13 protein-coding genes are annotated in these 18,725 nt (G+C 64.8%); 7 read left to right on the top strand and 6 right to left on the bottom strand.

Annotation, left to right across the window (positions count from 1 at the left end):
• Positions 1 to 20 precede the first annotated feature (20 nt).
• Entirely contained in the window at positions 21 to 1,265 is a 1,245-nt protein-coding gene (locus ABIA42_RS07315) for an efflux RND transporter periplasmic adaptor subunit (RefSeq protein ID WP_370114573.1), read from the bottom strand.
• Between the two features lie 145 nt (positions 1,266 to 1,410).
• Complete coding sequence (locus ABIA42_RS07310) at positions 1,411 to 2,811, bottom strand: CoA transferase (RefSeq protein ID WP_370114575.1); 1,401 nt, start codon at positions 2,809 to 2,811, stop codon at positions 1,411 to 1,413.
• A 68-nt stretch (positions 2,812 to 2,879) separates the two neighbouring features.
• Between ABIA42_RS07310 and ABIA42_RS07305 the strand changes: the two genes are divergently transcribed.
• Both ABIA42_RS07305 and ABIA42_RS07300 read left to right on the top strand, forming a co-directional pair.
• Positions 2,880 to 3,167: a hypothetical protein gene (locus ABIA42_RS07305; RefSeq protein ID WP_370123616.1), complete on the top strand. Its 288-nt coding sequence runs from the start codon at positions 2,880 to 2,882 to the stop codon at positions 3,165 to 3,167.
• Between the two features lie 199 nt (positions 3,168 to 3,366).
• On the top strand, positions 3,367 to 4,137 hold the full coding sequence (locus ABIA42_RS07300) for an SDR family NAD(P)-dependent oxidoreductase (protein WP_370114577.1): 771 nt from the start codon (positions 3,367 to 3,369) through the stop codon (positions 4,135 to 4,137).
• 174 nt (positions 4,138 to 4,311) lie between these two features.
• Here ABIA42_RS07300 and ABIA42_RS07295 read toward each other — a convergent pair whose 3' ends face one another.
• The 3 genes from ABIA42_RS07295 to ABIA42_RS07285 are packed head-to-tail and all read right to left on the bottom strand — an operon-like array spanning position 4,312 to position 10,047.
• A complete protein-coding gene (locus ABIA42_RS07295) occupies positions 4,312 to 7,770 on the bottom strand; it encodes an error-prone DNA polymerase (RefSeq protein WP_370114579.1) in 3,459 nt (1,152 codons plus the stop codon).
• Positions 7,767 to 9,362, bottom strand: coding sequence for a DNA polymerase Y family protein (locus ABIA42_RS07290; RefSeq protein ID WP_370114581.1), 1,596 nt, complete (start codon positions 9,360 to 9,362; stop codon positions 7,767 to 7,769). The genes ABIA42_RS07295 and ABIA42_RS07290 overlap by 4 nt, the downstream gene beginning before the upstream one ends.
• A complete protein-coding gene (locus ABIA42_RS07285) occupies positions 9,259 to 10,047 on the bottom strand; it encodes an ImuA family protein (RefSeq protein ID WP_370114583.1) in 789 nt (262 codons plus the stop codon). Before ABIA42_RS07285 ends, ABIA42_RS07290 begins: the two co-directional genes overlap by 104 nt.
• A 162-nt stretch (positions 10,048 to 10,209) precedes the next feature.
• Between ABIA42_RS07285 and ABIA42_RS07280 the strand changes: the two genes are divergently transcribed.
• From ABIA42_RS07280 to ABIA42_RS07270, 3 genes are all read left to right on the top strand, one after another.
• Complete coding sequence (locus ABIA42_RS07280; RefSeq protein ID WP_271528591.1) at positions 10,210 to 11,445, top strand: putative DNA modification/repair radical SAM protein; 1,236 nt, start codon at positions 10,210 to 10,212, stop codon at positions 11,443 to 11,445.
• A complete protein-coding gene (locus tag ABIA42_RS07275; RefSeq protein WP_370114586.1) occupies positions 11,445 to 12,887 on the top strand; it encodes a UdgX family uracil-DNA binding protein in 1,443 nt (480 codons plus the stop codon). The genes ABIA42_RS07280 and ABIA42_RS07275 overlap by 1 nt, the downstream gene beginning before the upstream one ends.
• A gap of 98 nt (positions 12,888 to 12,985) precedes the next feature.
• Positions 12,986 to 14,614, top strand: a complete 1,629-nt coding sequence (locus tag ABIA42_RS07270) for an inorganic phosphate transporter (protein ID WP_370114588.1) — start codon at positions 12,986 to 12,988, stop codon at positions 14,612 to 14,614.
• A 151-nt stretch (positions 14,615 to 14,765) separates the two neighbouring features.
• Here ABIA42_RS07270 and ABIA42_RS07265 read toward each other — a convergent pair whose 3' ends face one another.
• A complete protein-coding gene (locus ABIA42_RS07265) occupies positions 14,766 to 15,938 on the bottom strand; it encodes a M20 aminoacylase family protein (RefSeq protein ID WP_271528594.1) in 1,173 nt (390 codons plus the stop codon).
• A gap of 174 nt (positions 15,939 to 16,112) precedes the next feature.
• Here ABIA42_RS07265 and ABIA42_RS07260 point away from each other — a divergent pair, with 174 nt between their 5' ends.
• Both ABIA42_RS07260 and ABIA42_RS07255 read left to right on the top strand, forming a co-directional pair.
• Positions 16,113 to 17,732, top strand: a complete 1,620-nt coding sequence (locus ABIA42_RS07260; protein ID WP_370114591.1) for a GMC family oxidoreductase — start codon at positions 16,113 to 16,115, stop codon at positions 17,730 to 17,732.
• Positions 17,733 to 17,762: 30 nt separating this feature from the next.
• Positions 17,763 to 18,644, top strand: a complete 882-nt coding sequence (locus tag ABIA42_RS07255) for an alpha/beta fold hydrolase (RefSeq protein WP_370114593.1) — start codon at positions 17,763 to 17,765, stop codon at positions 18,642 to 18,644.
• Positions 18,645 to 18,725 lie beyond the last annotated feature (81 nt).

Here is an 18,725-nt window from a genome sequence, read left to right as displayed (position 1 = left end):
CGATTTCTTGGGGTCGTCGATCAGCTGCCGGAGGCCGCACGGTCGATGAACAGGCTGCCCTTGGTGACGATCTGCTCGCCGGGCTTGAGATTGCCGGTGACCTCGACGAGGTCGCCGTTGATGAGGCCGATCTTGATCCGGCGCAGCTCGACCGACTTGTCCTCGCGCGCGACCCAGATGCGGACGTTGTCGGCCTCATAGATCAACGCCTGCTTCGGCACTGCCGGCGCGGCGCGGTCGCCGGCCGAATAGATCGTGACGTTGGCGAACATCTCCGGCTTCAGCAGGCCGTCCTTGTTATCGATGGTGGCGCGAACCAGAAGGCGGCGGGTGCCGGGGTCGATCGAGGCGGCGACGTAGTTGATCCTGGCGGTGAACGGACGGCCCGGCAGTGCCATCACGTTGACCGTGATGTCCTGCCCGATGCACACCGCGGCCGCGTCGCTCTCGCGCACGAAGGCGGTGAGCCAGACCGTGGAGAGATCGCCGATGACGAAGACCGGGTCGCTGGCGCCGGAATTGACGTACTGCCCGGGGCCGATCTTTCGCTGCACGACCGTGCCGGAGATCGGCGAATAGATCGTGATCTCCCGATTGATCGTGCCCTTGTCCTGGAACGCCTTGATGGTCTCGTCGGTGAAGCCGAGGATACGCAGCTTGTTGCGCGCGGCTTCCAGCGCTGTCACCGAGGAGCGCATGTCGTTCTGCGCCTGGACCTGGGTTGCTTCCGCCTGCTGATAGTCCTTCAGCGGAATGGCGTGGCCTTCATAGAGGTCCTTGGCGCGCTTGAACTGGATGTCGGAAAGCTCGAGCGCCGATTTCGCCTTGTTCTGCGAGGTCATCGCCGCGATGAAATCGTTCTGGGCCTGCACGGTGTCGGCGGCCTCGATCGTAAACAGCGGTTGACCTTGCTTCAGCATTTCGCCCGGCTTGGCCAGCAGCTTGGTGACCCGGCCCGCATAGGGCGAGAACACCGGCGTCGAGCGGTCCTCGTCGACCGCGACCTTGCCCTCGGTGACGTACTCGGCTCGGAAGCTCTTGGCCTTGACCGGCTCGATCGTCAGCGTCGCCCATTCGGACGGCGTGGGCGTGAAGGTCTGCGCATTCCTGCGCGACTGGCTGGAGATCTCGGAGTGCTTTTTTTGCTTTGGCCCCGAAGAAAGGAAGCCGTAGGCACCGGCACCGGCAAGAGCGAGTAAAACTACGGATGCGATCACCCGTTGTTTTGCAAGCACCTGCAATCGCTTGGTCTTTTCAACCACCATGGGCCCCGGTCGTGTCTGCGACGATCTCGGCAAATGACTGCCTCATCGGTCGCGCTAATAGTGCCGAATTAGGATTTCAAACAACCTAAAAAACGCTGAGTCCCTTGCGGTTTGCGTTAAAGTTTTGCGACGTGTCAGCTTCATGTCAGCTTCGCGCAGGCCATTGTGCAGGATGACTGCCGAGTGGCATCGCGGGACGGCTCCATTGCGCCGGCGTCTTCGACAGCACTGCCGAATGACGCACCGCCTTCAACGTGCCGAAGCCAGATGGCATGCCTTCGATGAACGCAGCATGTACGGCCTCGCCCGTAAGATCCGGGGTATTCAGTCCGCTGTCGAGCCGACCGAGATTCCACAACCATCGTCCGGTCTGCGCCAGCGAGACGCGCACGTGCCAGCTGCCGCCTTCGCGGGCCTGGCGCGCCCTGGCCATCATCGCGCCGAACGCCATCAGATAGCCGGTGGCGTGGTCGAGGATTTGCGCCGGCAATTCCCTGGGAGCATCGATGCCGGCGGCCTGGCCTTCGGCATGATTGAAGCCGGTCGTCGTCTGCACCAGCGAGTCGAAGCCGCGCCGCTCGGCCCAGGGGCCGGCGTGGCCATAGGCCGACAGCGTGACATGGACGATGCCGGGATTGATTTGCGCTGCGTCCTCCGGCGCGAAGCCGAGGGCGGCGAGCGCACGCGGGCGATAGCCCTGCGAGAAGATGTCGGCGTCCTTGAGCAGCTCGCGCAGCTGCGCCCGCCCGAACTCGCTCTTCAACTCGATGAAGGTGGTGAGCTTGCCGCGGCCGGTGTCGATGGTGAGCCAGGGAATGGCGGGCAGTTCCGGTCCTGACACCAGCAGCACGTCCGCGCCGTGCGCAGCGAGCGTGCGACCGGCGACGGGGCCCGCGATGACGCGAGAGAGATCGAGCACACGAAGACCTGAGAGCGGACGATCGCCTTTTGGCCACGGCTTCGGCGGGGCCTCGCCGATCCTCTCGATCGAGACCAGCGGCAATCCGGCGAGCGCACGCGCCTGCGGCAAGGCGGACCATTCGTCGTACGATCGCATCAGAGCGACGACACCGCCTGCGGCGTAAGCCGCAGTCTCGAAATCCTCCCCCTTCCATCGCATCAACGCCGCCTGCACCTTCTCGCGCTCCGCCTCGCAGCTGAGTACCTCGCAGACGGCGTCGCGGTGGTGCGGGAAATTGGTGTGGCAGCGGACGAAGCGGCGATCGCCGGTCCTGTAAACGCCGGCGATCGCGTCCCAGGCCGGCGGGGGCGGCTTGTCGTCGACGCGCAAATAGCGCTCGGAACGACATTCGGCGACGGCGTGGCGCATGTCGACGGAGACGTCCTGCACCTCGCCGCTGCGCAGTCGCCAGATTTCGGCGGCGGCGAGCCCGGCGGCAGCTATCGTCGTCTGGCCGGCGACGGCGACACGAAACGAGGATGGGATTTGTGGCTCGGTGCCGGTCAGCCGCACGCGATCGAGCGGACCCGCATCGCCGCCGGCGGAAGTCCAGATACCCTTGAGAATATCGGCGGGGCTTTGCATGACCGCTTCTCTCTCTCGTCGTTTGCTGTACTTTTCGCGACCATGTCATGATCGCAGAAAGGATTGCAATGGCCGCCATCGATCCACTCACCGCGGGCGCCGTCTTCGTCGCAACGGCGGCCACCGACGCGGTCTATGTCATGTTCACCTCGGCGGTGATCGCGCGCAAGCGCGTGCCGGCGGCGAACTGGAGCGCGATCTGGTACCTGCTCTCCTCCTACGCGGTGATCAGCTACACCGATAACGCGTTCTATGTCGCGTTCGCGGCGATCGGCTCCTGGGCCGGCGCCTATGCGTCGCTGACCTTCCTGCACCGCCCGCCCGGCGGTCCGCCGGTGGGGGCGGCACCGGAGTAGACGAGCGCTGCGGCGCCGTCATTGCGAGCGCAGCGACTTGTCCGCCGAGGCCCTCGGCGAAGGCAGAAGCAATCCGGAATCGATCCAAGGCAGCTGGATTGCTTCGTCGCGAGAGCTCCTCGCAATGACGATGTCGAGGCTTCTGCGTATCCTCTGAAACGGTTACACTCCCTGCGACCAACACAAGGAAAAACCAACAATGGATCTCGGTCTCAAAGGCAAGAACGCCATCGTCCTTGGCGGCACGCGCGGCATCGGGCGGGCGATTGCGGCGACGCTGGCCGGTGAAGGCGCCAATGTCGCGGTGTGCGCGCGCAACGCCGATCAGGTTGCGGCCACTGTCGCAGAGCTGAAGGCGAGCGGCATCAAGGCCACCGGCAGCCCGGTCGACGTCACCGACGGCGCGGCGCTGCAATCCTGGATCGAGAATGCAGCGAAGGAGCTCGGCGGCGTCGACTTGCTGTTCTCCAATGCGGGCGCGATGGCGCAAGGCGGCGACCCTGCGTCTTGGGAGCAGAATTTCCGGCTCGACGTACTCGGTGCCGTGCATGCGTTCGATGCCGCGCGACCGTTCCTCGAAGCCAGCGGCGCGAGCCGCGGCGATGCGGCCTTCGTGATCATCTCGTCGATCGCGGCGGCGCAGGCGGACACGGCCAGTTCCTACGGCCCGATCAAGGCCGCGCTGATCCACATGGCCAAGGGGCTGGCCCGGCAATATGCGAAGAAGAAGATCCGGGTCAACGTGGTCTCGCCCGGCACGGTCTATTTCAAGGGCGGCGTCTGGGAGATGATCGAGCAGAACATGCCCGAGCGCTACAAGGATGCGATGAGCCGCAACCCGACGGGACGCATGGCAACGCCCCAGGAGATCGCGAGCGCGGCGGTGTTTCTGGCGAGCCCCGTGTCGGGATTCACGACGGGATCCAATCTCGTCGTGGATGGCGCGATCTCGAACCGGGTGAATTTCTAGAACGTTCGTTCCAGCGCGCCCTCCGCCGTCGTGGCCGGGCTTGTCCCGGTCATCCACGCCTTACCGCACACACCGAGAGGAGTGGATGCCCGGGTCAAGCCAGGGCATGATAAGCTGTGGGCGTCGCGTGCGATCGCTTCAACGATCTCGTGGGCAGCATCCTGCGCCGCAGCCTCAATGAAAATCCCGCGAGGGCGGCAGGATGCGGACGTTGCGGGGGTGGCGGATTTTTTGCGCGGGCATGTCCGTGAGGGCGCGAGGGTCGTCGTTGAGCGGCTCGACCACGGTGGCGCCTGCCGGCACCGGATGCTTGCCGCCGAGTGCATCGTTGGCGAGGCCGATCAGATCGTGCGAGCGGTCGATCATGCGCTGGGCGATGAGATGCGTCACCTTTTCGGGGCTGCTCTGGATATAACCTTCGACCAGGATGAGGCGCGCGCCCATCACCTCCTTGCGGTACTGTTCCATGATCTTGGGCCAGACCACGACATTGGCGATGCCGGTCTCGTCCTCCAGCGTCATGAACACGACGCCGCTGGCGCTGCCCGGCCGCTGCCGCACCAGGACCACGCCGGCGCAGCGGACGCGGCGCCGCTCGTTTTCGTGGCTGATCTCCTTGCAGGCGACGATGCGCTCGCGCGAAAACATCTCGCGCAAAAATTCCATCGGGTGGCCCTTCAGCGACAGCCGGATGGTCTGGTAGTCCGCGACCACCTGCTCGGAACGCGGCATCGCCGGCAGCGGCTTTGCGCCTTCGTCCGGCTGCTCGCGCGCGATCGCCGCCTCGAACAGCGGCAGCGGCACGTCGTCGGGCAGCCGCCGCACCTGCCACAGCGCCTCGCGGCGATCGAGCTCGAGCGAGCGGAACGCGTCGGCATCCGCCAGCAGGATCAGCGCGCGCTTGGGCAGGCCGGTGTCGCGGGCGAAGTCCTCCAGCGAGGTGAAGGGACGACGGCTGCGTGCCGCGACGATGCGGTCGGCCCAGTCGGGCACTCTCTCCATGTTGTTATTCCGGGGCGCGCCTCTTGGCGCGAGCCCGGAATCCATACTCCCGATCGGGGTTATGGATTCCGGGCTCGACGCTGACGCGTCGCCGCGGAATGACGACTGTGAGCGTTTCAAGCGCTCCTCATCCTCATCGAGCCAGTGAAAGCCGTCGATCTGGCGAAAGCCGAGGCGCACAGCGCAATGTTTGCCGCTCCCTTCCTCCAGCGTGTTCTGCGCAAAGCTGTAGGACACGTCGATGTCGCGAACCTCGACGCCGTTCTTGCGGGCATCGCCGACGATCTGCGCCGGCGCATAAAAGCCCATCGGTTGCGAGTTCAACAAGCCGCAGCAGAAGGCGTCGGGATGGTAGTGCTTCAGCCACGACGAAATGTAGACCAATTGCGCAAAGCTCGCGGCATGGCTCTCAGGAAAGCCGTAGGAGCCAAATCCCTTGATCTGGTCAAAGCAGCTTCTGGCGAAATTGGGATCGTAGCCGCGCGCTACCATATTGCCGATCAGCTTCTCCTCGTATTGGCCGATGGTGCCGACATTTCGGAAGGTCGCCATCGAGCGGCGCAGACCGTTGGCTTCCTCGGAGGTAAAATGGGCAGCCTCGATCGCAATGCGCATCGCCTGCTCCTGGAACAGCGGGACGCCGAGCGTCTTGTGCAGCACCTTGTAGAGCTCGTCCTTGTCGCCATGCTCCGGCGACGGCGAGGGATAGCTCACCTTCTCAAGGCCGTTCCGCCGCCGCAAATAGGGATGCACCATGTCGCCCTGGATCGGCCCGGGGCGCACGATCGCGACTTCGATGACGAGATCGTAGAAGGTCCGCGGCTTGAGGCGCGGCAGCATGTTCATCTGCGCGCGGCTCTCGACCTGGAACACGCCGAGCGACTCCCCGGCGCACAGCATGTTGTAAACCCTGGGATCGTCCTGCGGAACACTCGCCAGCACAAAACGCTGGCCCTTGTGCCGATCGATCAAGTCAAAGCACTTGCGGATGCAGGTCAGCATGCCGAGCGCCAGAACGTCGACTTTCATCATGCTGAGCGCATCGACGTCGTCCTTGTCCCATTCGATGAAGGTGCGATCGTCCATCGCGGCGTTGCCGATCGGCACATAGGTGTCGAGCCGGTCCTGGGTGAGCACGTAGCCGCCGACATGCTGGGAGAGATGGCGCGGAAATTCGATCAGCTCGGTCGCAAGCTCGACCGCGAGGTTGATCATGGGATTGTTCGGATCGAGCCCGGCCTGCCTGACCTGCATGTCGTTGAGGCCCTTGCCCCAGCTGCCCCAAACGGTATCGGCGAGCGCGGCGGTGACGTCCTCGGTCAGGCCCAGCGCCTTGCCGACGTCGCGAATGGCGCTGCGCGGGCGATAATGGATGACGGTGGCGATGATCGCGGCACGATGGCGACCGTAGCGGCGATAGACATATTGCATCACCTCCTCGCGCCGCGAATGCTCGAAATCGACGTCGATGTCGGGCGGCTCCAGCCGCTCCTTGGAGATGAAGCGCTCGAACAACAGATCGACCTTGGTCGGATCGACCGAGGTGATGCCGAGCACGTAGCAGACCGCCGAGTTCGCCGCCGATCCCCGCCCCTGGCACAGGATGTTCTGGCTGCGTGCATAGTGCACGATGTCGTGCACGGTGAGAAAGTAATGCGCGTATTTCAGCTCGGCGATCAGCGCGAGCTCTTTCTCCAGCGTCGCGCGCAGCTTGTCGTCGATCTTGCCGCCGAAATATTTGTCGACACCGGCCCAGGTCAGATCCTCCAGATGCCCTTGCGCGGTCTTGCCCGGCGGCACCGGCTCGTCGGGATATTGATACTTGAGCTGATCGAGCGAGAAGTCGATCTTGTCCGCAAAACGCATGGTCTCCGCGATCGCATCGGGGAAATCGCGAAACAGCCGCGCCATTTCTCGCGGCGGCTTCAGGAACCGCTCGGCATTGGCCTCCAGCTTCCGTCCGATCGCATCGATCGTGGTCTTTTCCCGGATGCAGGTCAGCACGTCCTGGAGGGGACGACGCGCGGGATGGTGATAGAGCACCTCGTTGGTCGCAAGCAGCGGCACTTGGGCTTTTGCCGCGAGATCATCGAGCCGCGTCAGGCGACGCCTGTCATCGCCGCGATAGATCAGGCTCGCCGCCAGCCACACGCCCTCGGCGCGGCTATCCCTGAGCTTTGAAAGAACATTCAGCGCCTGAGCGGGCTCGAAGCGATGCGGCAACGTCAGGACCAGCAACTGGCCTTCCGAAAACTCCAGGAGATCAGCGAAGGCGAGATGGCATTCGCCCTTCTCGATCCGCGTGATGTCGTCGCCGCGCTTGCCCCGGGTGAGAAGCTGGCACAGACGGCCATAGGCGGCGCGGTCGCGTGGATAGACCAGGATGTCGGGCGTGCCGTCGACGAAGACGATGCGCGCGCCGATCAGCAGTTTCGGCTTGTGTAGCACTTCGGCATTGTCGAGTTCCTTGTAGGCCCGCACCACGCCGGCGAGCGTGTTGCGATCGGCAATGCCGATCGCGGGGATGCCGAGGATGCTGGCCTGATGCACATAGGCGCGCGGATCCGAGCCGCCGCGCAGGAAGGAAAAGTTGGTTGTGATGCCGATCTCGGCATAGGCAGGCGTGGTCATGCGAAGAGACCGTGCACATACCAGTTGGGGGAAACGGGCCTGCCTTCGCCGTCGAACGTCTCTCCCTCGTAGAGCCCGTCGCGAAAGATCCAGAAGCGCAGACCTTCGGCATCCTCGATGCGGAAATAGTCCCGCGTCAGCTGCTTGCTGTCCTGCCGCCACCATTCCATCGCGATGCGCTCGGGCCCCTCCACCCGCACCACCGCATGCAGCGCGCGGCGCCAGGTGAATTGATGCGGCGGACCATCCGGCACGGTCGCGAACGGCACCTTGATCGGCTCCGGCTTGTCGAACAGCCGTAAGGGGCGCAGCGGTGGCTCGCTCTCGGTGCGCGCCGGCCATTCGGCCTGCATGGCGGCAGCGAGATGATGCTGGGCGGGGGCGGACAAAACCGCGCGCTCGGGGATATGGGTGTCCTGCGGCAGATGCACGACGACGCGCTTGCCTCCGATGCGCGCGGCGATGCGGTCGATCAGCGCAGCAATCTCGTCATTGTCGTGGACATGCGCATCGAGATCGCGCTGCTCTTGCACCACGATCTCGGTGCGGCTCGCCGACAGCCGCACCATGTCGAAGCCGAAGCCGGGATCGAGGGGATCGGCGAGCGCATCGAGGCGTTCGCGGAACAGCCGGTCGATCACGGCGCTTCGCGTCACGGGGCGTCCGGTCTCGACCGTGATCGCGCGCACCACGCCGTCGGTGCGGAAGAAGGCAGCCTCAAGTCGTCGTGCGCCCTTGCCTTGCTTCTCCATGGATGCGATCAGCGTGTCCGCCAGCCGCGACAGCGTCATCGCGATCATGGTGTCGGTCGCGATCGGCTCGGCGAAGCGCTTTTCCACGATGTAATCGGGCAGCGGTTTTCGCGGATTGATCGGCGCATCGCCCTGCCCCAGCGCATGCGCGAGCAGCGTGGAGAACCGCGCGCCAAACCGCGCCGTGATCTCGTGGGAATTGCGCAAGGCAACATCGCCGATGGTCTTCAGACCGGCGCGGCGCAAGCCGGTCGTGATCGCCTCGCCCGCCCCGAGTGCGGACACCGGAAACTGGTCGATCGCAGCCGCCTCCCCACCATCTGCAACGATGGTTCCCGTGGCCTGCCGCGTCAGCGTGCGCGCGCAGACCGAGGTCCCGGCAATCGCGGCGCTGACGGCAAAGCCCTGCCGGTCGAGCGCCCGGACCAGCGTCCGCAAAAGCGCGGCTTCGCCGCCGAACAGATGCGCGCAGCCGGTGATGTCGAGGAACAGCCCGTGCGGCGCGTCGAGCGCCACCAGCGGCGTGAAGCGGTCGCACCAGTCGGCAATATCGCTGAGCGTCTTCGCATCGGCCACGATATCGGCATCGAACACCCTCAGGTCGGGACACATCGCCCGCGCATTGGCCAGGGGTTGGCCGATATACAGGCCGAGGCGCTCGGCGGCCTCGTCCAGCGCATGGATCACCAGCGCATTGTTGTCCTTGATGACGACGATGCTCGGCTCATGATTGGCTTTACCCAGCCCGGCGCTGCCGAAAAACCGCTGGATCCGGTCGATGGGCAGGCGCGGCAGCCACAGGCTGAGGATACGTCGACGGTTCACTGAACTGGCACTCATCACAATTCCATTCCATGATCCACCGGCCGCACGGGCCATGACGATTGCGCAAGAGTTCGGCATCGAAGCGCGGCGCGCCCCATGTGCTCCATGCCTGCCCCGGCGGTGAATGTGCCGCGCGCAGCATCCATCGCGTCTCCGCAGTCGAGGGCAAAGGTTGTGCGGCCATGCGCAGGAGCAACCCGGTAACGCCGGAAGATTGCGCGGCGAGCGTCAGCTTGCGGCTTGCCACGAGATCGAACTGTCTGATCTCGCCCCAGAGCTCGAGCACGACGGCGCCCAGCGCATCGCAGGCGAGCGCATCGGCCGAGGTGCGCAGCGCGCTCTCGACATCGGCGGCGCGCACCATCACCACGCGGCGCGGATCGAGGCCGAGTTCGGCTAGCCCGCTCATCGACAGCGCGCCCGTCTCTATCTCCGAAAAATCCTGCCGCACCCACAGCAGCGGCCGACGCGCGCTCACGCGTCCCGCAAGGCCCATGACGAAGCCGGTCGCGGCAGCGCCCTGACGCCCCTCGCAAAACACCTCATGGACCGCCGCGCGCGCGAGCCCGCCCTTCAGCGCGCCATCGGCTTCGTGATGGCCGAGCGCGACGCGATCATGCTGATGCACGATTTCCGCCGTCTCGATGCGTTCGATCTGGCCGCGCAAGGTCGCAAGCGCGCTGTTGCGTGCGCCGCTCATGCTCGCCGCTCCTTCAGGAATTGGTGCCGTGGCCTTCAAAAGAAGAACCAACGGCTGGCTCATTTGTTCATGATATGTTCTAATATAAAGCTAACGGGGCCAGAAGAGTCAATCGAATTGGCGCTCGATCGGATTCGTGAGCTGAATCAAAGGGATTCAAGGATGGACGTACAACGCAAGCTGGAAATCCTGGCGGACGCCGCCAAATACGACGCGTCCTGTGCCTCCAGCGGCACCGAGAAGCGGGATTCCAGCGACGGCAAGGGGATGGGCTCGACCGCGCCCGGCATGGGGATCTGCCATTCCTACGCGCCGGACGGACGCTGCATCTCGCTGCTCAAGGTGCTGCTGACCAACGCCTGCAATTACGATTGCCTCTATTGCGTCAACCGCGCCTCCTCGAACGTGCCGCGCGCCCGCTTCACCGTCGACGAGGTCGTCAAGCTGACGCTCGACTTCTACCGGCGCAATTACATCGAGGGCCTGTTTCTCTCCTCCGGCATCATCCGCAGCCCCGACTACACCATGGAGCAGGTGGTCAGCGTCGCGCGCAAGCTGCGCGAGGAGCATCACTTCCGCGGCTACATTCACCTGAAGACCATTCCCGAAGCCGACGACGCGCTGATCGCGGAAGCCGGCAAATATGCCGACCGCCTCTCCATCAACATCGAGATGCCTGAGGAGACGAGCCTGCAGCAATTCGCGCCCGAGAAGGACGTTCGCGCGATCCGCCGCACCATGGGCCGGCTGCGGCTAAAGCTGGACGAGGCCGAGGACAGCCGCAGCGCAAAGACCAAGGCCAAGCCGCAGCGCTTCGCACCGGCCGGCCAGAGCACGCAGATGATCGTCGGCGCCGACGCGGCCTCCGATCACACCATCCTGCACACCAGCGCCAATCTCTATGGCGCCTACCGGCTGCGGCGCGTCTATTACTCCGCCTTCAGCCCGATCCCCGATGCCAGCCGTGCACTTCCTCTGCGGGCACCGCCGCTGCTGCGCGAGCACCGGCTCTACCAGGCCGACTGGCTGATGCGGTTCTACGGCTTCGACGTCGGCGAGATCGTCGACGACAGCGCGATGCTGCCGCTCGACATCGATCCCAAGCTGGCCTGGGCGCTCCGCCACCGCGACCGCTTTCCGCTCGACGTCAACCGCGCCAGCCGCGAGGAATTGCTGCGCGTGCCAGGCTTCGGCACCAAGGCGGTCGAACGCATCATCGCGACGCGGCGCACCACTACGATCCGTCTTGCCGATCTCGCGCGGCTGCACGTGCCCCGGCACAAGGCGCTGCCGTTCATTGTCCTCAGCGATCATCGCCCCTCGCTCCATCGGCTCGACGAAGCGCGGCTGATCGACCGGTTCAAGCCGAAGGCAACGCAACTCGGATTTGGCTTCTGATGCAGTACATCACCCTCGATACGGAAACTGATTTCGACGGCTGGCGCAAAGCTGCCCGTACGCTCGTTCTACGTCATGTGGAGCCGCGTGATATCACCTGGACCGTGCGAGGTGGCGAAGCGGAGTTGTTTGCGCCACCCGCGCCGTCTCCGATCCTTGAGGTGAACGACGGCACCTTCAACGTATCAGCAAAATTCGTCGAGCTGGCCAAGGCCGCCATCCTGCACCGCGATGTCGAGCGTTTTGCGATCCTCTATCGCCTGCTCTGGCGATTGAAGGACAATCACGACCTCATCGAGGTTGCGACCGATCCTGACGTCGCGCAAGTCACGGCCATGGCAAAGGCGGTCCATCGCGACGAGCACAAGATGCACGCCTTCGTCCGCTTCCGCGAGATCGGCCGGGAACGCCAGGCGCATTACGTCGCCTGGTTCGAGCCGGAGCATCACATCGTCGAGCTCGCTGCGCCGTTCTTCGCCAAGCGCTTTGCCGACATGCCCTGGTCGATCCTGACACCGGACCTCTGCGCGCATTGGGATGGCCACGCACTTTCGTTCACATCCGGCGTCAGCAGGAGCGAAGCACCGAGCGAAGACCGGCTGGAAGAAACCTGGCGGCGCTACTACGCCAGCATCTTCAATCCGGCCCGGCTCAAGGTGAAGGCGATGCAGACCGAGATGCCGAAGAAATATTGGAGGAACCTGCCCGAGGCCTCGATCATTAAGCCTCTGATCGAGGACGCCGAGCGCATGACCGGTGCTATGATCGCCAATGCCGCAACCGATCCGCGCAAGCCTCAGAAGCGGCCGGAGGCTCCGATGAAACGCAAGCCAGCTGCCGACGATCTCGAAGCGCTCCGCGAGGAGGCCGCGCATTGCTGCGCCTGCCATCTCTACAAGGACGCGACCCAGACCGTGTTCGGCGAAGGCCCGAAGTCCGCCAACATCATGCTGGTCGGCGAACAGCCCGGCGACAAGGAAGACCTCGCCGGACACCCCTTTGTCGGTCCCGCCGGCCAGATGCTCGACCGCGCGCTGGAGGAAGCCGGCGTCGACCGCAAGAAGGTCTATGTCACCAACGCGGTCAAGCACTTCAAATTCGTGCCGCGCGGAAAAATCCGCCTGCACCAGAAGCCGAACACACCTGAGATCCGAGCCTGCCGGCAATGGTACGAGCGGGAAGTTGCGGCAATCCAGCCCGATCTCATCGTGGCGATGGGCGCGACCGCCGCGCAAAGCGTGTTCGGCAAGATCACCCCGATCGGCAAGAACCGCGGCCGGCTCATCGACCTTCCCGACGGACGCAAAGCACTCGTGACGGTGCATCCGTCCTATCTGCTGCGGCTGCCGGATCCGGAAGCCAAGGTGCTGGAGTATCGACGCTTTGTCGAGGATTTGAAGATCGCCGCTGCCTTGCAGAAGAAGGCGGCCCGGGCTGCCTGAACACTGGAAGACGGGCGGCTTTCACGCCTGAGGTGTCATCCGGTCTTCAAATCCATCGCGGACAATGCCCTTACCTGAAAGTTAAGGGGCGTCCAGACATGAGCGATGTTGCATTCGACCGAGCAATAGCCGATCCCGCACCGATCCAGCCAGCCTCGCGGCCAAATCTCGACAAGGGCTTCAATCCGCTGACGATGATCCTGTTCTTCGGCATCCTCGCCGCCGGCCTGCTGTTCGTCGCCTACAGCATCTATGTCGACGTCAACGCGACGGGCGTGCGGGTGACGACCTACCTGCCCTACATCCTCCTGTTCGTTGCGCTCCTGATCGCGCTCGGCTTCGAATTCGTCAACGGCTTCCACGACACCGCCAATGCGGTGGCCACGGTCATCTACACCCATTCGCTGCCGGCGGAGGTGGCGGTGATGTGGTCTGGCTTCTTCAACTTCCTCGGCGTGCTCCTGTCCTCCGGCGCGGTCGCCTTCGGCATCGTCTCGCTGCTGCCGGTCGAGCTGATCCTCCAGGTCGGCTCCAGCGCCGGCTTCGCCATGGTGTTCGCGCTGCTGATCGCCGCGATCCTGTGGAATCTCGGCACCTGGTTCTTCGGCCTGCCCGCCTCCTCCTCGCACACCCTGATCGGCTCGATCATCGGCGTCGGCGTCGCCAACGCCGTGATGCGCGGCCGCGACGGCACCTCGGGCGTGGACTGGAGCAAGGCGACCGAGATCGGCTATGCGCTGCTGCTGTCGCCGCTGTTCGGTTTCATCTGCGCCGCCGTGCTGTTGCTGCTGCTCAAGTTCATCGTGCGCAACCCGGCCCTCTATGCCGCCCCCGAAGGCAACAAGCCGCCGCCGCTCTGGATTCGCGGCCTGCTGATCGCAACCTGCACCGGCGTCAGCTTCGCGCACGGCTCGAACGACGGCCAGAAGGGCATGGGCCTGATCATGCTGATCCTGATCGGCACCGTGCCGACGGCCTACGCGCTCAACCGCGCATTGCCGGAATCCCAGGTCGTCCAGTTCCAGAAGACCTCGGATGCCGCCGCCCAGGTGATCGCCGCGAAGGGCGCCGGCCACAGCATCATCGGCGATCCCCGTCCGGCCGTGACGCAGTACATCACGTTGCGTCACATCAACGAGGGCACCTATCCCTCGCTCGCCGTGCTGGTGAAGGATGTCGGCGACCAGGTCGCCAAATACGGCACGCTGAACAAGGTGCCGGCGGAAGCCGTCGGCAACACCCGCAACGACATGTACATGATCTCGGAAGCGATCCGGTTCCTGATGAAGGACAAGGAAAACGATCTCAACAGGGAGGAGATCGCGACCTTGAATGCCTACAAGGGTTCGCTCGACGCCGCCACGAAGTTCATCCCGAACTGGGTGAAGATCGCGGTCGCCATCGCACTCGGCCTCGGCACCATGATCGGCTGGAAGCGCATCGTGATCACGGTCGGTGAGAAGATCGGCAAGTCCCATCTCACCTACGCGCAAGGCGCCTCGGCCGAACTCGTGGCCGCCGCCACGATCGGCGCCGCCGACGTGTTCGGCCTGCCGGTCTCGACCACGCACGTGCTGTCGTCGGGTGTCGCCGGCACCATGGCGGCGAACGGTTCGGGCCTGCAATGGTCGACGATCCGCAACCTGCTGATGGCCTGGGTGCTGACGCTGCCCTGTGCGATCATGCTGTCGGCCACTCTCTACGTGATCTTCTCGCGAGTCTTCTGAGCAGAACGACACTCCATGAACGCGGATGGCCGGGTTTGTCCCGGCCATTTGCATTCCAGGCTGTCATTCCGGGGCGGTCCGCAGGACCGAACCCGGAATCTCGAGATTCCGGGTCTGGTCCTGTGGACCATCCCGGAATGACGACGGAGCGTTACGACGCCGCCAGCTGTTCCTCGACCAGCTTGACCCAGTAGGACGTGCCGTAGACGATCGCCTCGTCGTTGAAATTGTAGGCGGGGTGATGCAAGCCGGCGCTGTCGCCGTTGCCACAGAAGATGAAGGCGCCGGGCCGCGCTTCGAGCATGTAGGCGAAATCCTCGCCGCCCATCAGCGGCGCCATGTCGTGCACATTGGCTTCGCCCGCGACCTGCTCGGCGATGCGCCGCGCCACTTCGGTCTCCGCCGCATGATTGTTCACGACGGGATAATTGCGCTTGTAGCGCAGGTCGATCTTGGCGCCGGTGATCTGCGCCACGCCAGCCACAACTTCACGCACGCGTTTCTCGACCAGCTTGCGCACCTCCGGCGATAGGGTGCGGATCGTGCCTTTCAGCGTCGCGGTCTGCGGAATGACGTTGCGGGCGTTGCCGGCGTGGAATTCACAGATCGAGATCACGGCCGATTCAAGCGGATCGACGCTGCGCGCGACGATCGACTGCAGTGCCGTGATCACCTGCGCACCGACCAGCACGGAATCGACGCATTTGTGCGGGCGCGCGGCGTGGCCGCCGACGCCCTCGATCATGATATCGACCTCGTCCGTCGCGGCCATGATCGGACCCGGCCGGATCGCGAACGAGCCGATCGGGATGCCCGGCCCGTTGTGCATGCCGTAGACTTGGTCGATGCCGAAGCGCTCCATCAGGCCGTCCTTGACCATGGCCGCGCCGCCGGCACCGCCCTCCTCGGCCGGCTGGAAGATCACCACGGCATCGCCGGCAAAATTGCGGGTCTCGGCGAGATAGCGGGCGGCCCCAAGCAGCATTGCAGTATGGCCGTCATGGCCGCAGGCGTGCATCTTGCCAGGGTTCTTGGAGGCGTAAGGCAGATTGGTCTGCTCCTCGACCGGCAGCGCGTCCATGTCGGCACGCATGCCGATCACCTTGAGCCCCTCGCCGGCCGGCTTGTTGCCCTTGATCACTCCGACCACGCCGGTCTGGCCGAGACCGGTCACGACCTCATCGCAGCCGAACTCCCGCAGGCGATCCGCGACGAATGCTGCGGTGCGGTGGACGTCGTATAGCAGCTCGGGGTGCTCATGGATGTCCCGCCGCCAGGCCTGAATGTCGGGCTGAAGGTCGGCGACGCGGTTCACGATAGGCATGGAGGGTCTCGAGCTTTGTTAGCAATACAGGACTGTCTACCATGCAAGCGCCGGTCCACCCAACCGGCGGAGAGTCCAGGGTAGCTCTGTTCTCTCGTCATGGCCGGGCTTGTCCCGATCCGCTGCGTCTGCCTATTAGACTGAACGCAAAGTGACCATCCGGGTGGAAGCAGAATGCCAAGGCGGCTCGAAGGTGAGTTTGACTACATTGTCGTCGGAGCCGGTACGGCCGGCTGCATCATCGCCAACCGGCTCTCGGCCGATCCGAAGAACCGAGTCCTCATTCTCGAAGCTGGCGGCGACGACAATTGGATCTGGTTCCACATCCCGGTCGGCTATCTCTTCGCGATCGGCAATCCCCGCTCGGACTGGATGTTCAAGACCGAGGCGGAGCCCGGCCTGAACGGCCGTTCGCTCGCCTATCCCCGCGGCAAGGTGATCGGCGGCTGCTCGGCGATCAACGCCATGATCTCGATGCGCGGACAGGCCGCCGACTACGATCATTGGCGCCAGCTTGGGCTGACCGGCTGGGGCTATGACGACGTGCTGCCGCTGTTCAAGCGGCTGGAAGACCACTTCCTCGGCGCCAGCGAGCATCACGGCGCCGGCGGCGGCTGGCGCATCGAGGCACCGCGGCTGTCATGGGCCATTCTCGACGCCGTCGGCGACGCCGCCGAGGAGATGGGCATCAAGCGCATCCCGGATTTCAACACCGGCGACAACGAAGGCACGAGCTATTTCCACGTCAACCAGAAGCGCGGCCGGCGCTGGTCGTCGGCGCGCGGCTTCCTCAAGCCCGCACTGAACCGCCCCAATCTGCGGCTCGAGAAGCATGTGCTGGTCGACCGCCTCATCATCGAGCAGGGCCGCGCCGCCGGCGTCCGCTTCATCCAGAACGGCGAGATCGTCGAGGCGCGCGCAAAACGCGAGGTCATCCTCTCGGCAGGCTCGATCGGCTCGGTGCAGGTGCTGCATCGCTCCGGCATCGGACCGGGCGACTGGCTGTCGCCGCTCGGCATCGACATTGTCATGGACAAGCCCGGTGTGGGACGCAATCTCCAGGACCACCTCCAGCAGCGTGCGATCTACAGGGTCGAGGGCGTCCGCACCCTGAACGAGACCTATTACAACCTTTTCCGCCGCGGCCTGATGGGACTCGACTACGCCTTCCGCCGCCGCGGTCCGCTGACCATGGCACCGTCGCAGCTCGGCATCTTCACGCGCTCGGACGCGACGCGCGGGCGCGCCAACATTCAGTTTCACGTGCAGCCGCTGTCGCTCGACAAGTTCGGCGATCCCCTGCACCGCTTTCCTGCCATCACCGTCAGCGCCTGCAATCTGCAGCCGACCTCGCGCGGCACCGTTCGCTTGCGCGCGGCGACACCTGATGAGAAGCCGATCATCGCGCCGAACTACCTGTCGACCGACGACGACCGCCAGGTCGCCGCCGACGCCATTCGCACCACGCGGCGCCTGATGCAGCAGAAGGCGCTCGCGAAGTACCGGCCCAGCGAATATCTGCCCGGGCCCTCCGTCGGCGACGACGACGCCTCCCTCGCCAAGGCCGCCGGCGATATCGGCACCACAATTTTCCACCCCGTCGGCACGGCGAAGATGGGCGCGGCGAACGATCCGATGGCGGTGGTCGACGAGCGGCTGCGCTTCTACGGCCTCGGAAGCTTGCGCATCGTCGATGCCTCGATCATGCCGACGATCACCTCGGGCAACACCAACACGCCGACGGCGATGATTGCGGAGAAAGGGGCTGCGATGATCCTGGAGGACGCGAAGTAAACCAACCCGCAGCGCATCACTGCTCTACCCATGATCAATCCACACCGTTTTTCCATCGGCCCGACCGACGCGCAGATCGCCATGTTGCAATGGGGCGAGAGCGGCAGGCCGCCCGCGCTGCTCCTGCACGGCACCGGCTTCGTTGCCGATGTCTGGGATGAGGTCGCGCGCGAGCTTGCATCGACCTACACAGTCTATGCGCTCGACCGCCGCGGCCATGGCGCCAGCCACAAGCCCGGCGCTTATCACTTCCTGGATTACGCCGACGACGTCTGCCGGGTGATCGATGCGCTCGATCTCCGCGACATCTACGGCATTGGCCACAGCGCGGGCGCGACCGACCTCCTGCTCGCGGCGAAACTCTTGCCCGGCCGCTTCACGCGCCTGTTCGTGATGGAGCCGACCGTGATGGACCCGCGCAGGACGCGCTCCGGCGGACTGAGCGAGGAATCCTTGTCCCGCGTCGAGAGCACGACGCGCCGGCGCGCTGAGTTCGACAGCGCCGACGCCGTGTTCGATCGCTATCGTGCCGCTCCGGCCTTTGCGGATTGGACCGAGATCTCGTTGCGCGCCTATGTGCGCCACGGCTTCGTGCCGCTCGACGATGGCCGTGTCCGACTCTGCTGCACACCCGAGATCGAGTCCGCGATCCTGCGTCCGATCTACGAGGCGATGGAGCAGGTGTACGCTGGCGACGCCCGCGGCAATCCGTTTGCCTGGCTGACCGAGATCGACTGCCCGGTGCGCGTCACGACAGCCGCGAATTCGGGGCCGATCTACCAGGAGATGGCGCGACGGGCCGCGTCGCTGATTCCAAGCGTCAGCACATTGGTCTTTGAGGGCGCCGGTCATTGCGTGGCGCAGGAATTGCCGAAACGCGTGGTCGAGGCCGTGCGGGAGTTTGCAAAATAGCTCTCGTGTCCCGGACGCGGGGCAACACCATAAGCGCGTTCACGCGACGAGTTCGAGGCGGCGATGAGGGCGAATGTGGAG

The sequence above is a fragment of the Bradyrhizobium sp. USDA 327 genome (genome assembly GCF_041262065.1).
Classification (GTDB): domain Bacteria; phylum Pseudomonadota; class Alphaproteobacteria; order Rhizobiales; family Xanthobacteraceae; genus Bradyrhizobium; species Bradyrhizobium liaoningense.
Note: the sequence above shows the minus strand (reverse complement) of the source record. Positions and strands in the feature narration are given on the sequence as shown.

Excerpts from the sequence above, each read along its gene's own strand:
- ABIA42_RS07270 (WP_370114588.1), top strand. The coding sequence starts at position 12,986 with ATGAGCGATGTTGCATTCGACCGAGCAATAGCCGATCCCGCACCGATC.
- ABIA42_RS07295 (WP_370114579.1), bottom strand. The coding sequence starts at position 7,770 with ATGACCACGCCTGCCTATGCCGAGATCGGCATCACAACCAACTTTTCC.
- ABIA42_RS07290 (WP_370114581.1), bottom strand. The coding sequence starts at position 9,362 with ATGAGTGCCAGTTCAGTGAACCGTCGACGTATCCTCAGCCTGTGGCTG.
- ABIA42_RS07280 (WP_271528591.1), top strand. The coding sequence starts at position 10,210 with ATGGACGTACAACGCAAGCTGGAAATCCTGGCGGACGCCGCCAAATAC.
- ABIA42_RS07300 (WP_370114577.1), top strand. The coding sequence starts at position 3,367 with ATGGATCTCGGTCTCAAAGGCAAGAACGCCATCGTCCTTGGCGGCACG.
- ABIA42_RS07265 (WP_271528594.1), bottom strand. The coding sequence starts at position 15,938 with ATGCCTATCGTGAACCGCGTCGCCGACCTTCAGCCCGACATTCAGGCC.
- ABIA42_RS07285 (WP_370114583.1), bottom strand. The coding sequence starts at position 10,047 with ATGAGCGGCGCACGCAACAGCGCGCTTGCGACCTTGCGCGGCCAGATC.
- ABIA42_RS07310 (WP_370114575.1), bottom strand. The coding sequence starts at position 2,811 with ATGCAAAGCCCCGCCGATATTCTCAAGGGTATCTGGACTTCCGCCGGC.
- ABIA42_RS07315 (WP_370114573.1), bottom strand. The coding sequence starts at position 1,265 with ATGGTGGTTGAAAAGACCAAGCGATTGCAGGTGCTTGCAAAACAACGG.
- ABIA42_RS07305 (WP_370123616.1), top strand. The coding sequence starts at position 2,880 with ATGGCCGCCATCGATCCACTCACCGCGGGCGCCGTCTTCGTCGCAACG.
- ABIA42_RS07275 (WP_370114586.1), top strand. The coding sequence starts at position 11,445 with ATGCAGTACATCACCCTCGATACGGAAACTGATTTCGACGGCTGGCGC.
- ABIA42_RS07255 (WP_370114593.1), top strand. The coding sequence starts at position 17,763 with ATGATCAATCCACACCGTTTTTCCATCGGCCCGACCGACGCGCAGATC.
- ABIA42_RS07260 (WP_370114591.1), top strand. The coding sequence starts at position 16,113 with ATGCCAAGGCGGCTCGAAGGTGAGTTTGACTACATTGTCGTCGGAGCC.